Raw genomic sequence first — 17020 nt, forward strand, 5'->3', positions numbered from 1 at the left:
AACCTTGGCTTCGATTAAACTTTGGCTGCGGGTTGATGGGTCGGCACGCCGCCCGGGCTTGCCGCAAGCTTCGCCCGCGACTTCATCTTCTTGATCACGACGGGGCAGACGGTTTCGGACTGGTAGAGCACCTGGCAGTGCAGGCAGTTGATGCACTCGTTCGGATTGATCTCGCCGGTCCGGTGGATCGCCTGCACCGGACATTGGTGGGCGCAGGTCTGGCAGGGGTTGCCGCATTCATGGTAGCGCTTGAGCCAGTCGAACATGCGTATGCGCGCAGGGATCGCGAGCGCCGCACCGAGCGGGCAGAGGTAGCGGCAATAGAACCTCTCGACGAAGAGCCCGGCGACGAGAAGTGCTGTGGCATAGGCCACGAACGGCCAGGCGCGGATGAACTTCAGGATGATCGCTGTCTTGAATGGCTCGATCTCGGCCAGATGCTCTGCCTGCTCGACGCTCATCAGAGAGACCCCGAAAAGGCCGAGGAAGATCATGTATTTGATCGGCCAGAGCCGCTCGTGCAGGCCCCATGGCAATGTCCATTGCGGGATACGCAGCTTGCGTGCGATCTGGTTGGTCAGCTCCTGCAGTGCGCCGAAGGGGCAGAGCCAGCCGCAATAGGCTCCTCGTCCCCAGAACAGGAGTGCCGCGGCAACGGCAAACCACAGGATGAAGGTGAGCGGATCGAGCAGGAAAGCCTGCCAGCTGAACCCGTTGACGAGACTGCCGAAGAGCGCCATCAGATTGACGACAGAAAGCTGCGCGTTGGCATACCAGCCAAGAAAGACCAGCGTTACTGTCAGGAAGATGATGCGAAAGATGTAGAACGCTCGCGCGTTCCTGACCGCATAGGTCTGGAAGAAGAACACGCCCGTCAGCACGACCAACATGGCGCCGAGCACGACAATCTTCAGCTTCGAGTCGTCCCAGATGCGTTTCCACAGGTCGGACTGTGCAGTCTCCTCGTCACGATCAGCAACGGCTGCAACGTCCTTCACCGGTGGTGGCGCGACAGCACGCAGATACTTCTGCGGAAGCTGGTAACCCAGATCGAAGGTATGAAAGACTTTTTCGACCGGTCCAACCTCACGTTGGGCCAGGAGCTGTATGCGGAAAGGTTTTGTCGGGTCGAAGCCGAGGCCTGCTTTAATGCGGAACAGGTCCATCTCGTTGTATTCCGGCGCACCGGCAAGCGAGATTGCGCCCAGGCGACGGTGGTCGCTATCACGAAAGCGAACGGAAACATCGTCCTGGATCAGCACGATGCGATCAAAGATGCCGCCGCGCACATAGCCTGATCCCTTGAAGGAATAGAGCCCGCGTCCGACCACGGCGATCGCGTGTTCGCCTTCGCCAAGCCAAGCCTGAAGGTTTTTCTCTTCGGCTGCCCCGAGAAAGGCCTTGCCGATGGAAGGGACCGAGACCAGTGCCGCCTGCATCTCGATGAATGTCGTTTCCGGCGCTTGCGCAATCGCGCGCTCGCGGGCGCGCTCATCGGGATGGCCGGCGAAAGCAGCATTGACCTGCGCAACGTCGAGCGACAGGCGGCGCAGCGTGCCGTCACCTTCTGCCTCGACCCAGTCGGCCGGCGCGGTAGCCGCGGGATCGATTTCGAAGCGCGGGCCGGCATTGTCCGCTTCCGGTGTCAATCCGCCAAGCCCGAGCGCGCGCGCAACCTTTAGCCCGGACCGGACGATCGAATCGTCGATGACCATGACCGTCACCGTCGCGCCCGAGATGATATCTACCTCGTGGGTCGTACCGCCGGATTTCGCCTCGGCGACGAGATCAAGGCCTGCGTAGCCGGCTACAAGCGCCTTCACCTTGGCGTCCGGAATGCCGATGAGGACGATGGGTTCCGAATGTTTCACCAGCCGGACGCCGACGATCTTCGCATCCTTGTCCACCGCCACGAGCGTATGGATGGGTTTGCCGGAATAGCCGGTCGTTCCGACGAAATCCGAGGTCACGAAAACCCACGCCACCGTCTGACCGCCCTTCAGCACCGGGGCCGCCGCCACATCATCACGCACAGCGCCAAAACCGTCCGCTCCTGGCACAAGATCGGAGGCTGTGGTGGTCGGCAAAAACTCCTGAAGCACCGATGCTGCGCTGGCGGATACAGCGCCCCACAGGCTGAGGCAGAGAAGAAGGACAAGACGGAAGAGTTTCATTCCAGGGTGTTTTCCCGCAAATCGTTGCCGGAGCATTGAAACTTTGGCGCGGGACATTCTTTGATCTAGCTCAAACAAAGACAGCTTCGTTGATTGCAATCCTTGATTGTCGCATGTCGTGCACGGATTGATGCTCAGGTGGAGCTGGGGAAAGGACTTCGCGTCAAGCCGGCGGCCGACCGGCGCAAGAACAATACCTTTGAAGTCGGATCGCCCGGCCCGTGGCCTGCCCTCCCCGCGATATCTGCCAGGGGACGGCAGGCAGCCCGCCACCCACAACTACTGCGCGTCTTGCGAACAAGTTCCGCCCTGTGAGCTCGGCTCGCGAAGAGCAAATTGATCGCCGCGGTGCCTCGTGGGGGCACGTCGGCGCCAGCTCAAAACAGTGAAAGTGTGCCCGGCGCTAAGCGCCGGGTCGGATTGCGTGCAAAAAGATGTGTGAAGTTCCGCCTCCTCCCGTTGGGCAAAGCGATGCCGGAAAGACCTGTCAGGGCCTCACCCCGTGGAACGCGCTGCTGGCGAGAGAGCGGAACCCTCAAATGCATCAATGCCAGCGAACCGCGGAAACAGAACGCTGTTTTCCAGATGCATATGTGTAACGAGATCGTCGCAGAATTTTTGAACTCCGACATAGAGCGCCGTCCAGGACCTGCAGGCCCCGTCCGGAAGTGTAAAACCATGCGTCAAATGCTCGATCACGGCGAGGCTCCGGCTCTCGCATGCATGATCGTCCCGCATGCCGGCAATCAGATGTCGGATGTCCGGATCGGGCTCATGGCGCATCATCGGAAAGAGCGCAAGCTCTTCCCGCGCCATGTGGGGAAGAAGGTGGTCCTTGAGCTCGGCCAGCGCGTCGGCAAGACCAAGTGGCGCGGAGCGATGAGCACCGTGGACGTGCTCCACCTTTTGGGCAAGCGGGATCAACCATTCCAGATCGGTGCGGTGGGTCTGGTGATAACGGTCCAGAATATGAGCGATAAGCTCGCCTGTAGCATCCGGAGCCTCGCGTCTTGCGGCAAGCTCCAACGCCTGAAGCCGATCGAGCAGATCAGCGGCCTCTATGCCGGCATCCGCGGCCGCTTGCGCAAGCGGTACATCGCCACCACAGCAAAATCCGATACCGTGCTGTCTGAAGAGTTCCGCGGCACCGGGAAGCTCGCACGCAATCACTCCGACGGCTGTGTCCAATGTGTATTCGGTCAATGTGCTCTCCTTGGCGCCTAAAAGGTCATGATCCGCAATCGATTTCAAAGCGGGCGATCCATGATCGTTGTTCAAGGGAGAAGCTGGGGCAGTTCTTCCGATCGTTCTTTGTCGAAACGCAACTTTATTCCGGAAGGATCGCAATCGTTGAAGATCTGAATGACCGTTAAGGGCCCTTGCCGCTGGTGCCGTGGCGACGGCGCCAGTTCACCAAGCGCTCGCGATCGAACGTGAAGACTTCATCGATCACCGTACCATCGGAAGATACGGTTGCATTCCAGAGACGCCCGCCGCACCGAAGCGTCAACCGGAATGTGCCCAGGTGCTCCCCTTGACCGATCTCAACCTGGCTCTTGACTTCTCCCCGGTCGAGGCGATTTCTAAGCTCAGTCGGGGGCAGACGCAGCGCCGACGACATGGTCGCCGCCGGCACGGAGAAATCGCCACTGGCGTCGCGCTCGACGCGCAAAACTCGTCGGTTTGTCAGTGTCAGCATAGAGCTTTTCTTTCGGATGACGTGTCGTCCCTCGCGCGCGGATGAGGCCGCGTCAGACGGTCCCGTGATGCCTCAAGGCGAACGCTAAGAAGATCGAGCAAAAAGCCGTCGTCAATGCCAGCAGCCGGGATGCTGGCAAACAGTTCAGCAACCTCAATCGTGCAATCGCATAACGTTAGATCCCTCTGTTCCATCTCGACCATGATTTGAGCCCTCCAATGTGCTCGATCCGCGAAACCCGGCTGCTCCTTGCTAGATGTTTGGCGTCAGGCCTCGTTGCGCTAACGCAAGCTTTCGACGCGGTCGTCAAATTCCTCGCCATCATCGACATCCCGGTATCGCATCGGATCAAGCACGTCGGCTACTGACTACTCGACTTCAGTATTCTGTTGCGAAGCGGATGCCGATGCCGGCTGAGATCGGCTCCCTTGGTGACCGCGCGGCAATCCGCGTGGAGCTTGCTTGGCTTCTTGGAATGGCGATCCGTCGTCTAAGAGCGCATAGACTTGAAGCCTGCTCTGATCTCCTCGACGAAGATTTCGGGCTCCTCCCAGGCGGCGAAGTGCCCACCCTTTAAGGCGCGGTTGTAGTAGACGAGCTTTGGATAAGCCTTTGACAGCCATTGTCTCGGTGGCCGATAGACCTCGCCCGGAAAGACGGTGACGGCCACAGGAACCCTGGCTGGCGTGAGCTTCGCGCCTGCCTTGACGTTCTCCCAATAGATACGTCCGCTTGAGGGCCCTGAGTTGGTCAGCCAATACAAGGTGATGTTGTCGAGGATGGCGTCCTTGCCGAGCGCCTGTTCCGCATCGCCACGCGTGAACACCCAGTCGGCGATCTTGTCCAAGAGCCAGGCTGCAAGTCCCACCGGTGAATCGGCAAGGCCGTAGCCGATCGTTTCCGGGCGCGTACTGAGGATCGAGGCGTAGCCGAAACCATTGTTCAGGAAGTCGCGAGCCTCGTCGAAAACCTTCTTTTCGTCGGCAGACATGGTCTCGGGAGCCGGCCCGCCGTTCTTCAACGCCTTGGCAGCGTCCGCTGGAAGCGTCGTCGAACGCTCCACCCTGTTGACGTGGATGCCAAGCAGTCCGGCTGGCGCCTGACGCGCCAGGGCATCGCTGATGATTGCGCCCCAATCACCGCCTTGCGAGACATAGCTGTTATAGCCGAGCCGCTTCATGAGGGCGTCCCAGGCACGGGCGATCCGTTGCGCCTCCCAACCGGTCGTGTCTGGTTTTTGCGAAAAGCCGAAGCCTGGGATTGAAGGGATGACGAGATGGAAGGCGTCTTCGGCCTTGCCGCCATGTGCAGTCGGATCCGTCAGCGGATCAATGACGTCAAGCAGTTCAAAGATCGAACCCGGCCACCCGTGGGTCATAATCAGCGGAAGAGCGTTCTCATGGCGGGAGCGTACGTGGATGAAATGGATGTCGAGCCCGTCGATCTTCGTCAGGAATTGGGGAAACGCGTTCAGCTTACGCTCTGCCCGGCGCCAATCATAGGAGGACTGCCAATACTGCGCGAGTTCACGAAGCTTGCGCTGCTGGACGCCCTGGGACCGATCCGAGACGGTCGCGCTGTCCGGCCAACGGGTTGCGACCAGGCGCCTTCTGAGGTCAATGAGGGCATTTTCGGGAATGTCGGCCTTGAATGGTTGGATGGCATCGCCCGTCGCCGTCGCTTTCACGATGTCGGCTGCGATGCCGGTTCCGGGCAGCACGGCGGCGGCTACACCGATCGCGGCGCCCCGAAACAGAAACGAGCGCCGCGTGAGCGGCCCGTCGCCAGCCTTGTTTTCCAGGTTCATTTCAAAAAACTCCTGTCCGCTAATCCAGAAGGCGCATTGGAGAGATCCGCGCAGAGCTCTTGTTCAAAAGATGCGCGGAAACATGTCGAGCGGGGGGCTCGCTCCGCGCGACGGCCCCCGCACTCCATTGATCATCAAACCTCGTCGGGGCCTTTGCGGTAGACGAGAAACTTGTTGCCTTCGGGATCTCGGAAATAGGCACAATAGGGGTCACCGCCGTCCGGGCCTCTCGGGCCGGGAGCACCCTCGTCGGAACCTCCTGCTTCCAGTGCCGTGGCATGAGCCTGATCGACCTGGGCTCGAGAGCGCGCTTCAAAGGCGACCATGGTGCCATTGCCGGCAACCGCTGTCTCTCCGTTGAAGGGCTTCGTCACACCGAATTCGAGGGTACGGTGGCCGTAATAGACAGCGCGTCCGGGCTGGACGAGCACGCGGCCGATGCCGAAGACGGCAAGGAGCTTGTCATAATACGCCGCTGCGGCATCGAGGTCGTTCGTGCCGACGGTAGAGTGGCCGGCGAGCGCTCTTGTCTTTTCCGCGATCTCCTTGTGCGGGGAGGCCGTGATGTCGTTCATTTTCCTCATTCCTTTCGTCGCGAGTGACGGTCTCGTCTCGCTGCTTCGTTCGGGATCGTCGCTAAACCCGGCGATCCATGAATGACGGGAATCTACGGATCGCACCTGCTGCCCGGTACTGAGCAAATCTGAGAGCCATCCTCTCGCTTGAATGCCCTGGCGTCCACTCGAGAGCGAATTTGCCCGAGTTCAAGAGGGTGCCTCTCAAAAACTGCATCTGCCGACGGACTGCTCGATGCCCGATGCTCTGGTCACACTCACCATTCAGAGACCGGAAGGACTTAAAGACATGGCATCGCTCAAGACCGTCGTCGCAACAGCTTCTGCGATCATGGCATCGACCGCACCAGGACACGCAGGCCCAATCGGCTCCGCAACGGCCCTGAAAATCGACTTCATCACGATCGACGAGAACATAACGCTCCGACGAATGGTTTCCCGTCAGGGCAATCCGAACGGCACGGTTCTCTTCCTGCACGGCTTTCCCGAGACGCTGGGCGTCTGGGCGAAGATCACGGAAACTATGGGCGCACAGTACGAAGTGCATGCGTTCGATTGGCCTGGCTATGGCCAGTCGTCGCGCCCTTCCCCGGAGCGGTTCTCCTATTCACCAAGAGACTACGCCAAGGTTCTCAAAGCCTATATCGACAGATCGGGCATCGACCGATCGAATTTGGTGATCTACGCCTCGGACATCGGCAGTCTTCCCGCTCTGCTTCTTGCACTGGAAGAACCGACGGTCGCGAAGAAGATCATCGTCGGCGACTTTGCGCCGTTCAACAGGCCGCATTGGATGTACGAGAGCCTTCAAAATCTGAAGGCCGAACCGACGGCAATACCAACGCGCGCCTATATGAACAAGACAAGCGACGAGATCTTGGAGAACGTACATCGGCGTGGCCTTGCACCGGAAAACCAGTTCGACTTGCCGTCCGAGGTGCAATCGGACATGAAGGAATCCTGGATGCGCGACGGTGTGACGACAGCCGACGCCTTCGCATTCTATTACGCCCACTTCACGCGGGATGAAGATTATCTTGAGGCCAATCTGTCTAGGCTCAAGACCCCGATCAAGGTGATCTGGGGCGAAAAGGACATCTACATCAAACCGGAGATGGGCAAGGAGTTCGCCGATCGAACCGGTTCGAAATTCGCCGTTCTGAAGGGTGTTGGCCACTTCCCCCACCTTCAGGATCCGTCACGAGCAGTCGACGAAGTTCGCCGCGCCTTCGCCGACTAGGCCTTCAAGGCCTCACTCCGCCCGAAGACAGTGCGAAGGCGAGGGAGGGCCCAGTCAATGAAGGAGCGCACCTTCAACGTGAGCATGCCCTGACCGGAATAGACGATGTGGATCGGTCTTGACGCGCCGTCGAAACCCTCCAGAACCGGCACGAGGGCGCCTGACGACAACTCGTCCGGGATCTGGTAATCGAACAAGCGGGCGATGCCGGCTCCGCCGACCGCCGCGGCCACGCAATTGGCCGCGGTATTCACCTCAAGACGATTGCGGGGAACGGCCTCCATCGGGCGGCCGTCGACATCGAACGTCCAGAAGAACGTCCGCTTGTTGAAGAGTATTCCGTCATGGCCTTCAAGATCGCCCGGATGCGTCGGCACACCCCGACGCTCAAGATATGCCGGGCTGGCGCAGGTCAGCAGGCGAAACTCTCCGGCCTTGACCGCATAGAGAGAACTATCCGCAAGGTCGCCGAGACGAATGGCGATATCGACCTGCTCTTCGACAAGATGGACCGTTCTGTCGAGCGAAATGAGGTTCAGCGATACCTCCGGGTGCCTCTCCATGTAACCAAGGGCGATCGGCATGATGTAGCGGGCGCCGAACTCGACCGGCATGGTGATCGTCAGCGTGCCGCGCGGTGTCTGGTATTCGCCCGAGGCTCGCCGCTCCGCCTCCTCCAGATCGACCATGATCTTTCGGGCAGCCTCGACATATTCCCGGCCCGCATCGGTGAGTTGAAGGTTGCGGCTGGTGCGCACGATGAGGCTCGCCCCCAGGTGCCGTTCGAGTTCGGCAACCTTGCGACTGACGCTTGGCAGTGGAGCATTCAATTTCCTGCTTCCCGCGGAGATGCTGCCGGCATCAACGACTGCGAGCAGCATTTTCATTGCTTCGAAGCGATCCATGATACCCCCGCCAACGTGACCGCTGATTGTTTCGCGCCGTGACGCCCCTTTCGCCCTGCCAAAAGACAAGACACTCATGCGTCACTTCACCTGCAGTTGTTCCGAAATTCGACCGGAAAGCGCGCGCTGCCCTTGCTTCACGATCGTCTCAAGGAAATCGCCAACAACACGAATGCGTTTGGTGTCGCGAACCCCTTCATGAACGACAAGCCAAATGGCTTCCTCCTGCCTGCAAAGGTCTGGTTTGACCCGGACAAGCTCGTCCTCCGTGTCGGCAAGGATACACGGCAATACGCCGAGGCCGTTGCCCGCCTTCATCGCGAGCACCTGCGCCTGCATCGTATCGACCGTCAGGTTGGCGATGCCGCTTTCGACCCACGAGCGCAGGGTCTTGGGCACGACAAGGAACGACAGGGGATCGCCCCAGGTAATCAGCCTATGGCCGGTGATCGGCAAATGATTTTCCCGGACGGGGTGGCTCTCAAGATAGGCTTTCGACGCGTAGAGGCCGAACGCGATCGTGCCGATCCGGCGCACCACATAGTTGCCCTGTTCAGGGCGGCAGAGCCGAAGGCCGATATCCGTCTCTCGCTGTGGAATCTGGGCGAAGGACGTGGCGTTGACCGAAACGCCCAACGAAAGATCGGGATAGGCTTCCTGCAAAGCAGGCAGGTTTGGCATCAGCAGGTGATGTGCGAGCGTGTCGACGGTGATAATCCTAACCGCCCCCGAGACGCGACCGTCCTGGCCGCAAAAGCTGCCTTCCAGTTCGCGCATGGCGGTTTCAATCGCCGTTGCTTTCTCGACCATCGCCCGTCCTGCGTCAGTGAGCTCGTAGCCGTCCGGCCGGCGCTCGAACAGGCGCGTCTTCAGTGCATATTCCAGGGTCTCTATCCGTCGCGCCACCGTCGAAGCGCTCGCTTTCACTTCACGCGCAGCGCCGGTGAGGCCGCCCTGGCGTGTCACTGCAAGGAAGTAGCGGACATCGTTCCAGTTCATGTTTCTGTTTTTCGAAAACCCTCTTGCGAACTTATGCGTCGAAGCGCGTGAAGGGAAGGATTATCCCTTTAAGGATCGTGGAAACGGAGCTTGGCAACGAAAAATCGGCAAAGCTCGATCAAAACTCTGAGGCTATGCTCATGATGAACAGGCAGTTTTCGGTCGGCGTGTTTGCCGCGCTCTTTGCAGCCTTTGCCTTCTCCCTCAATTTCGTCGTGCCGTTCATAATCGGCGACTTCTCCACGTTCGACTTTGCTCTTATCCGGCATGTGGTCTCGGCGACGGTTGGGGTCTTCATTCTGTTTTCAGAACGCGAGACGGCATTGCGCCACCTGACGTTCCAAAACGCCATGGCTGCCACGGGATTGGCCTTCATCGGCTATGTCGGCTACTTCCTGACGGTAACGGGAGCGGCAATCTACGCCGGCCCGGTCATTGCGCCTGCCTTCCTTGGCCTGGTTCCGATTGTGCTTGCCGTCATTGGAAACCGGGGTCAGGCGTCACTGCCATGGCGCTTCTTGATGACACCGCTTGCACTGGTGGCAATCGGTCTCGTGCTGGTCAACGGCACGGCGTTCACCGCAGATAGTCTCGGTTCCGTTCGCTCGCTTTGGATTGGTATTCCGCTTGCCCTGGCCGCGGTCGGTCTATGGGTATGGTTCGCGATCGCCAATCAGGCAGCGCTCGCAATCCGCCCGGCGATGCCGTCGGGCATATGGTCCGCATTGATCCTGATCGGCGGTGGTCTCCAGATGCTGGTTTTCTACCCGGTTGGTGCGGCGATGGACCTTTTCCAGCTTCCGAAGCTCGGTTTCGGTTGGGAAGCCGCCGGCTCCCTCTATCTATGGGGAACGTCGCTGGCACTGATGGCGACCGTGTGCGGGGTATGGGCTTGGAATGTCGCGTCGAGGACGCTTCCTGTTGCGCTCGCGGCACAGCTGATCGTGTCGGAAACGGCCTTCGGCGTAGTTGGCGGACTTGTTGTCCATGCACGTTGGCCGACGATGATGGAGGCAGCCGGCGTCGCTGTGCTCATCGCTGGTGTCGTTCTTGCCATTCGCGTGTTCTACGGTCAGCAGGCCCAAATGAACGAGGCCATCGCGCAGCCATCCTGACGCTCGCGCGATGGGCTCCCCCCTGGTCATGGAGACCTCGGTCGGCCGCTCTTCTTTGATGCGCGTCCTCGCGCAAACCGATCAACCGGCCGCCGTATCTAACCAGATCGTTACAGGACCGTCATTGGCCAGCTCCACCCGCATGTCCGCGCCGAAGACGCCATTCGCAACAGCAACGCCAAGGGTCGAGACTTGCACAGAGAAATGCTCATAGAGGCGTTTACCCTCCTGCGGCGGCGCGGCAGTAGAAAAGCCCGGCCGGTTCCCTTTCGTCTCTGCGGCCAGGGTAAACTGGCTGACGACGAGCGCTGAGCCGCCCACGTCGACCAGGGAACGGTTCATGCGATCCTGATCGTCCCTGAAGATGCGCAGGTTAACGATCTTGCGCGCCAGCCATTCGCTTTCCTTCTCGGTGTCGCCCTTCATCGCACACACGAGCACCAACAGGCCGCTGGCGATTTCTCCCGTGACCGCGCCGTCTACCGTGACACGCGCAGATGAAACGCGCTGGACAAGTGCTCTCATGGCAAGGAATCTCCCTATGGCTTGCCGGCGTTTATCCACTCCGAGGCGATCGCAATCAAGCTCTATGCGACCCGACAGCAACCGTCTGGACGACGTCGTCAGACCTGGTCGAACGATGGGCAGACCTGGCCGGCGCTCGTTACCGTGCCTGAAGGGGTAGCATTTTCACGCGGTGGAATGGCCGTGGGCGACGGCGAGCTACCGTGTTTGATCGCGACCGTCGTTGGGCTTGTCGGATCATACGCAATGTTGAGGCAATCCGGGCGCTGTGATCTCGCCAATCAATGGAAGATTGGCGAAGGCCGGTGCTCGGCATGAAGCCGTGCACTTCAAACAGGGAGCGAAACGGCCTTGAGCATTTGTGACAGCGACACGACGCAAAACGGCACTCCGCGCGCAGAAAGAGAAACCAAGCGAGGAAATGGAATGCGCACGAGACTGGTGATGGCGGGTCTCGTGCTGCTGCTGACACCGGCAGATCCGGCCCGGTCGCAGGCGATCGAACCCGTTTGCCCTTCTCCGCACGACAGAACGGTTGCCATCACGTTCGACGATCTCCCTTATACCCGCGCAGGCGATGCGGGAGGGCAGGAACTCGCTGCGGTCGCGAGGGCCACGAACGAAGCCATCCTGGCCGGTCTCGCCGTTCGTAACGTTCCCGCTATCGGGTTTGTCGTCGAACGGCGTGTGCAGGCGCTGGGTGAGATCGGTCAGGCACTGTTGGAACCGTGGAACACTGGCCAATTCGAGCTTGGCAATCACAGTGCGAACCACCCCGATAGCAATACCTTGGACGTCGATGCGTTTCGTTGCGAAGTGATTGACGGAGAGGCGACCATTCGGCCGATGGTGGAAAAGGCCGGCCGAACCCTTCGGTTCTTCCGGTTTCCCTACAATCACCTCGGAGACACGGATCAACGTCGCGAGGCGTTCGAACGGGTACTTGGCGAACGCGGTTATCATCTCGCGGCATCCACCATCGATACGTCGGATTATGTGTTTGATGCTGCATATGAACGGGCATTGGCGCGATCCGATACGGCGATGGTCCGAAGGATCGAAGACGCTTACATAGACTATAGCCGCGTCGAGATTGCGTATTATGAGGATCTGAACCGCAAGGTCCTCGGGTGCGAACCGCCCGGCATTCTCCTGCTTCATGCCAATCGCATCAATGCGGCCACCATCGATCGAATACTCGGGCTTTTCAGAAGTACGAGCTACCGCTTCGTCTCCCTTGAGGAGGCGCAAGCCCACCCGGCGTACAGGCAGCCGCCTCGATTTGCCACCAAGTTCGGACCAATGTGGGGGTATCGCTGGGCAAGGGAGCGGGACCTCAAGTTGGATGGAAGCAAGGAGGAAGAGCCTCCGGCATGGGTGACCCAATACACCGATCCCGACGCGCCGCTCTGATCCGCATCCGTGGCCAAGATCGAGCTCCAGCAATCGCTTGGCCGCGACGGCTTAACCCTGTGCTTCGCCGCAATGTTCTCGCAACGCGTGGCCCCAAGACTCCTGAACAGTCGATTCGATATTTGAAGGAGTATGTCCCATGCGTGCGTCGGTCTTCGGTAAGGTTCTCGCGCTGACCGCAGCTTTGGGCGCGACTGTGCCTGCAGCTCCAACCGTCCTTGCTGACGATTACGATGGAGGTTGGCGCCATTGTCGGGACCTTCACGGAAGAGACCGGTGGCGTTGTGAGGAGGCGCGGCGCGATCGGTGGCGCGAGCGCCAGGAAAAACAGGACAAGAAGGATATGAAGGCTGGTTTGGCCGCCGGCGCGATCGGTTTGGCCCTCGGTGCCATCATTATCGGTGCGGCACAGGAAGCCGAGCGGAAGCGCGAGGCGGAAGCTTATCGGCGCAACGATCGCGATGCGCGGTGCCTTGCGCGCTACCGCTCCTATGACCCGCGCAGCGGAACATTCATTGGGCGTGACGGCCGGCGCTACGAATGCAGGTGAAGGCTGCGCCTCCGGCCGACAAGTCGCCCACAAAGGCGTGGCGACCTTTCGCGCAGAAACCTTTACGGACGCCTGCTTCGGCCATAGATGTGCTGCAATGGTGGGTGCGTCCTGCGTGCCGATCGTAAGGCTGGAGGGAGTTTTGACGGATTTTACCTGGTTGAATGAGCCTCGAAACTGGAACGTCGAAAATGGCGTGCTAATCCTCAAAACGGAGGCGAATACCGACTTCTGGCAGACAACCTTCTATGGCTTCAGGCGCCATTCCGGTCATGCCAGACTGCAGGCGGTGAGCGGAGATTTTACCGCATCGGTGGTCGTGCGCGGTGATTATCGGGAGCTCTACGACCAAGCCGGGCTGATGCTGATTATCGACGAAACTCACTGGCTCAAGACCGGCATAGAGTTCACCGACGGCTTGATGCATTTCTCGGTTGTCGTCACGAACGGAACGTCGGACTGGTCCGTAATCCCGCTTGCGCAAGCGCAGCCGAACGCCGAAGTGCATATCCGGCTGACGCGGCACGAGGCAGCGCTCAGGGTCCAGTTTCACCTTGGCGATGGTCCGTGGCAGATGGCGCGGTTATGTCCATTCTCCGGTGAAGACGCACGGATCGGTGTCATGGCCTGCTCTCCTGAGCGCGAAGGTTTTACCGCGCAGTTCGAACGATTTTGCCTGGGCGCTCCGATATCGCGCGACTTGCATGCCTCATAGGAACCCTTGCTGCTAGCAGCGGCGATCCGCTCGCCTTGATCGGGCTTTGAAGGGACGTCCGACCCGTCGTCGGTATTCCTTCGCGCGCGCCTTGCCGCAGTGGAACTTCAAGAGCGCATCGGGCGTTCCGCAACCTCCTGCGGCTCACAGATCGCGTCTAACCAGAGCCGCCGTCACAACATCGTCACGAAACGCACGAACAACTCGCTTCGTGTAAATGGCGGAGGCACAGATGGATTACTTCAGACGCTTCACCTTTTTGTTCGCGACACCCGCCTTCGACAACGAGGATCTCGAGGGGGCCAGGTACAAGCAGATTGTCGAGGAGATCGAGCGGTCGGGTTTCGAGGTGGTCCGCGCACGGAGCCTTGAGGACGCGGAAATCGCCGTCCAGACGGACGCGGCCATCGGCTGCATGATGGTCGACTGGGGCAAGAAAGGCATGGAAGGCAAGACCGCCTCCCTCATCAATCTGATGCGCCGACGCGGTCTCGAATTCCCGATCATCCTTCTGATCCGGCGCAAGCGCTTTGAGGACGTACCGGTCGAAGTGCTCGACTTCATCGACGGCTATGTCTTTCTATCCGAAGAGACGCCTGCCTTCATCGCGAAAAACCTCATCAGCCGCCTCAAGCAATATGCCGAGACGATGAAGACGCCTTTCTTTGGCGCGCTGGTGGATTACGCCGAGGAAGGCAACCAGCTTTGGACCTGCCCCGGACACAACGGCGGCGTGTTCTACAGCCGCAGCCCGGTCGGCCGCGTGTTCATGGAGCATCTGGGCGAAGCGGTCTTTCGCGATGATCTTGACAATTCCGTGCTCGATCTCTGCGATCTCCTGACCCATGAAGGGCCGGCGCTCGCCGCCCAGAAGGAAGCCGCCAAGATTTTTGGCGCGGAGAAGACCTACTTCGTCCTTAACGGCACCTCGACTTCCAACAAGGTTGCGCTTTCCGCTCTGGTCACCGATGGCGACCTGGTGCTGTTTGACCGTAACAATCACAAGGCGGCCCATCACGGCGCGCTGATGATCTCCGGCGGCATCCCGGTCTATGTGCCGACCGCCAGAAATGCCCATGGGCTCATTGGCCCCATGGATTTAGGCGCTGAATGAGGAGGCGCTGCGCGAACGCATCCGCGCCCACCCGCTGGTCAAAGACCCGGATGCCTGGCAGAAACCGCGCCCGTTTCGGGTGGCGGTGGTGGAACAGTGCACTTATGACGGCACTATCCACAATGCCGAGATGATCCTGAAAGCCATCGGCCATCTGTGCGATTACATCCTGTTCGACGAGGCCTGGGCGGGCTTCATGAAATTTCACCCGCTCTATGCCGGTCGTTTTGCCATGGGCCTTGCCGAACTCGGACCCGAGGCACCGGGCATCATCGCCACGCAATCCACGCACAAGCAGCTTGCGAGCTTTTCGCAGGCATCGCAGATCCACATGAAGGATCGGCACATTACCGGCCAGAAGCGCCGGGTCGAGCACCGACGCTTCAATGAGAGCTTCATGCAGCACGCTTCGACGTCGCCTTTTTATCCGCTCTTCGCATCCCTCGATGTCGGCGCGCAGATGATGAAGGGTCGTTCCGGCGAAGTGCTGTGGGACGATACGATCCGGCTCGGCATCGAGCTTCGCAAGAAAATCCGGGCGGTGCGTAGGGAGTTCGAGGAAAAGGAGCGTCGGCCCGAGCGCCGCTGGTTCTTCGAGCCCTTCGTGCCGGACCGCGTGGCCATGCCGGATGTGGCAAGCCCCGGAGCGGTACACGACGTGCCATGGGAGAGCGTCGCCACCGATCAGCTCGCCACCAATCCGGCCTTCTGGCACCTCACCCCGTGGGCTGCATGGCACGGCTTTTCCGATATGGCGCCAGGTTGCGCGATGACCGATCCCAACAAGCTCACGCTGCTCACGCCAGGTTTTGACAGGGCAACGGGCGCATATTCAGAGCACGGCATTCCCGCCCCGATCGTTGCGCAGTACTTGCGCGAGAACCGGATCGTCGCAGAGAAAAACGATCTCAACTCCCTGCTGTTTCTGCTCACGCCCGGCGTCGAGGCAAGCAAGGCGGGCACATTGATCAGCGGCCTCGTCGCATTCAAACGGCTTCATGACGACAACGCGCCTCTGGAAGAGGTCATCCCGGAGTTCTATCGCCGCCGCCCCGGCCGCTACGCGGGGGTGCGATTGCGTGATCTGTGCGGCGAGATGCATCGATTCTTCCGCGACGCGAATGTCAGCGCGCTGCAGGCCAAGCAGTTTTCCGAAGAGCATCTGCCGGATATCGCCCTTTCACCCCACGACGCGGCGCGCTGCCTTGTGCGCAACGACGTCGACTTTCTGCCGATCGACGCCATTGCCGGGCGGATCGCAACGACACCTTTTGTCGTCTATCCGCCGGGGATCGCCACAATCGTGCCGGGCGAGCGACTGACCGAGCGCGCTCAGCCAATGATCGACTATCTCAAGATGTTCGAAACCTGCTTCAACACTTTCCCCGGCTTCGACGTCGAGATCCAGGGCCTTTACCGCCAAACCGACGCGTCGGGCCGCATACGACTTCATACCTACGTCGTCGCTGAATAGAATTTTGGAGTTTCGTGACCCCTCATGCCGCAGGATGAAACAATCATCATTCGCCCGTCGCGGGAGAGCGACGTTGATGCCATGCTGGCCATCTATCGCCGGCACATCCGACGCGGCATAGAAGAGGGTGTCGAAGAGGGCGACGCACCACAGCCGGACGACCTTCGCGAGCGGCGGAAGAACCTGAAAAGCCGCCGCTTGCCCCATCTCGTCGCGGTCAACGAGGGCGTGGTGGTCGGATACGCCTATGTCGTGCTGTTTCGCAAGCGCCCCGCCTACCGTTACACGGTCAAGCACTCGATCTATGTTCACCACGAGCATCTCGGTCAAGGCGTCGGACGTCTGCTCATGCGGGGCCTGATCGACGCCTGCGCCGCAGCCGGCTTTCGCCAGATGATCGGCTACATCGACGCCGACAATGTCGCCTCCCTCACTTTGCACGAACGCTTCAACTTCGTACGCGTCGGCCTGCTTCCGGGTGTCGCTTATCGTTACGGGCGCTGGGCCGATAGCGTCATGGTCCAGCGCTCTCTGGGTCCGGGCTCGACGACGCCGCCACCGCCGCCGCCCCTTTCCACCCGATGAGGGTCGCCCCTGTGCGCGCCGTTCAAACGTCAAAAAGCCCGCTGGATTTCTCCATGCGGGCTTTTTTTGATTTGGTTGCGGGGGCAGGATTTGAACCTGCGGCCTTCAGGTTATGAGCCTGACGAGCTAC

Annotated in this window: 14 protein-coding genes and 1 pseudogene; 7 read left to right on the forward strand and 8 right to left on the reverse strand. The window is 60.1% G+C overall.

Features of this window, described 5'->3' with window-relative positions; all coding sequences use genetic code 11:
* Positions 1-14: 14 nt before the first annotated feature.
* The 5 genes from IB263_RS29370 to IB263_RS29390 all read right to left on the reverse strand — a co-directional run bounded on the left by IB263_RS29370 (position 15) and on the right by IB263_RS29390 (position 6255).
* The gene (locus tag IB263_RS29370; RefSeq protein WP_192439364.1) at positions 15-2174 is read right to left on the reverse strand and encodes a NosR/NirI family protein; all 2160 of its coding nucleotides are present in this window, start codon (positions 2172-2174) and stop codon (positions 15-17) included.
* Positions 2175-2669: 495 nt separating this feature from the next.
* Positions 2670-3377, reverse strand: a complete 708-nt coding sequence (gene ric, locus IB263_RS29375; protein WP_192439365.1) for an iron-sulfur cluster repair di-iron protein — start codon at positions 3375-3377, stop codon at positions 2670-2672.
* Positions 3378-3543: 166 nt separating this feature from the next.
* Complete coding sequence (locus IB263_RS29380) at positions 3544-3873, reverse strand: DUF6522 family protein (protein ID WP_192439366.1); 330 nt, start codon at positions 3871-3873, stop codon at positions 3544-3546.
* A 490-nt stretch (positions 3874-4363) separates the two neighbouring features.
* The gene (locus IB263_RS29385; protein ID WP_192439367.1) at positions 4364-5680 is read right to left on the reverse strand and encodes an epoxide hydrolase family protein; all 1317 of its coding nucleotides are present in this window, start codon (positions 5678-5680) and stop codon (positions 4364-4366) included.
* Positions 5681-5814: 134 nt separating this feature from the next.
* Complete coding sequence (locus IB263_RS29390; protein ID WP_029742721.1) at positions 5815-6255, reverse strand: VOC family protein; 441 nt, start codon at positions 6253-6255, stop codon at positions 5815-5817.
* Between the two features lie 289 nt (positions 6256-6544).
* On the opposite strand from IB263_RS29390, the gene IB263_RS29395 reads away from it, so the two are divergent.
* Positions 6545-7495, forward strand: coding sequence for an alpha/beta fold hydrolase (locus IB263_RS29395; protein ID WP_192439368.1), 951 nt, complete (start codon positions 6545-6547; stop codon positions 7493-7495).
* Here IB263_RS29395 and IB263_RS29400 read toward each other — a convergent pair.
* Both IB263_RS29400 and IB263_RS29405 read right to left on the reverse strand, forming a co-directional pair.
* Positions 7492-8400 (reverse strand): LysR substrate-binding domain-containing protein, encoded by a 909-nt coding sequence (locus IB263_RS29400; RefSeq protein WP_029742924.1) that lies wholly within the window; start codon positions 8398-8400, stop codon positions 7492-7494. The two genes, IB263_RS29395 and IB263_RS29400, sit on opposite strands and share 4 nt — an antisense overlap.
* An 81-nt stretch (positions 8401-8481) precedes the next feature.
* Positions 8482-9399 (reverse strand): LysR family transcriptional regulator, encoded by a 918-nt coding sequence (locus IB263_RS29405; protein ID WP_192372136.1) that lies wholly within the window; start codon positions 9397-9399, stop codon positions 8482-8484.
* A gap of 143 nt (positions 9400-9542) precedes the next feature.
* Between IB263_RS29405 and IB263_RS29410 the strand changes: the two genes are divergently transcribed.
* Complete coding sequence (locus tag IB263_RS29410) at positions 9543-10514, forward strand: DMT family transporter (RefSeq protein ID WP_192439371.1); 972 nt, start codon at positions 9543-9545, stop codon at positions 10512-10514.
* Positions 10515-10595: 81 nt separating this feature from the next.
* Here IB263_RS29410 and dtd read toward each other — a convergent pair whose 3' ends face one another.
* Complete coding sequence (gene dtd / locus IB263_RS29415) at positions 10596-11039, reverse strand: D-aminoacyl-tRNA deacylase (protein ID WP_192439369.1); 444 nt, start codon at positions 11037-11039, stop codon at positions 10596-10598.
* Between the two features lie 426 nt (positions 11040-11465).
* Between dtd and IB263_RS29420 the strand changes: the two genes are divergently transcribed.
* The 5 genes and pseudogenes from IB263_RS29420 (at position 11466) to IB263_RS29440 (ending at position 16890) form a co-directional block, all read left to right on the forward strand.
* Entirely contained in the window at positions 11466-12452 is a 987-nt protein-coding gene (locus IB263_RS29420; RefSeq protein ID WP_192439370.1) for a polysaccharide deacetylase family protein, read from the forward strand.
* A gap of 139 nt (positions 12453-12591) precedes the next feature.
* Positions 12592-13002 (forward strand): BA14K family protein, encoded by a 411-nt coding sequence (locus IB263_RS29425; RefSeq protein ID WP_192358830.1) that lies wholly within the window; start codon positions 12592-12594, stop codon positions 13000-13002.
* A 142-nt stretch (positions 13003-13144) separates the two neighbouring features.
* Complete coding sequence (locus IB263_RS29430; protein WP_371814275.1) at positions 13145-13717, forward strand: DUF1349 domain-containing protein; 573 nt, start codon at positions 13145-13147, stop codon at positions 13715-13717.
* A 232-nt stretch (positions 13718-13949) separates the two neighbouring features.
* Positions 13950-16305 (forward strand): annotated as a pseudogene (locus tag IB263_RS29435) (Orn/Lys/Arg decarboxylase N-terminal domain-containing protein).
* A 24-nt stretch (positions 16306-16329) separates the two neighbouring features.
* Positions 16330-16890: a GNAT family N-acetyltransferase gene (locus IB263_RS29440; RefSeq protein ID WP_110819288.1), complete on the forward strand. Its 561-nt coding sequence runs from the start codon at positions 16330-16332 to the stop codon at positions 16888-16890.
* Positions 16891-17020 lie beyond the last annotated feature (130 nt).

The organism is Ensifer sp. ENS03, from assembly GCF_014852035.1.
Taxonomy (GTDB): Bacteria; Pseudomonadota; Alphaproteobacteria; order Rhizobiales; family Rhizobiaceae; genus Ensifer; species Ensifer adhaerens.